Consider the following 599-nt stretch of genomic DNA (forward strand, 5'->3'; position numbering starts at 1 on the left):
TCCTTGGAATTATAAGGTTTGCAACAAAAAATATAGTGGTAGATTTGACACTACCCCCTATTATAAGGAGGAAACCTGAATGAAACAGAAAATGAAAAGATTTATGGCAGGATTCTTAGCCCTGCTGACAGTCTTTACGACGCTGTTTGGCAATGGGATGACTGCATTTGCGGCAAATTCCAGTGCAAACATCGCTTTCTGGTATGCGTCAACAAGGGCGTCCGGCGAGGTAAGCGAGTTAAAGGCTGGTTATGACCACGGGAAGATCCTGTATGCCATACTGGACGGCAATGCCGCCTACTGCATGAACTTTGGTCTGGCGGCAGACGGCGGGCAGCTTATGAACAGCTACCCCAATTCAAGCACTTCCATGACGGCACAGCAGGAAAAACTTTTAAGTTACTGCCTGTATTTTGGCTTTAACAGCAACAGCGCAACAGCGCCGTCAAATGACCAGTGTGACCAGTTCATAGCGACACAGGCGATGGTGTGGGTGATCGTGGGGAACCTGTTCGGTACTGACGGCGGGGACTCGGCAGCAAGAAAGCTGTGCGATACGGCTCCCAACCCGTCATCGTCCTATGCCTATTATGCAAGCC

At 49.6% G+C, this 599-nt stretch carries 1 protein-coding gene; it reads left to right on the forward strand.

Annotation, left to right across the window (positions count from 1 at the left end; all coding sequences use genetic code 11):
* Positions 1-79 precede the first annotated feature (79 nt).
* Positions 80-599: thioester domain-containing protein (locus E5329_RS29310; RefSeq protein ID WP_135992593.1), on the forward strand; the 520-nt coding region annotated here is incomplete at its 3' end.

This window comes from Petralouisia muris (assembly GCF_004793545.1).
Taxonomy (GTDB): domain Bacteria; phylum Bacillota; class Clostridia; order Lachnospirales; family Lachnospiraceae; genus Petralouisia; species Petralouisia muris.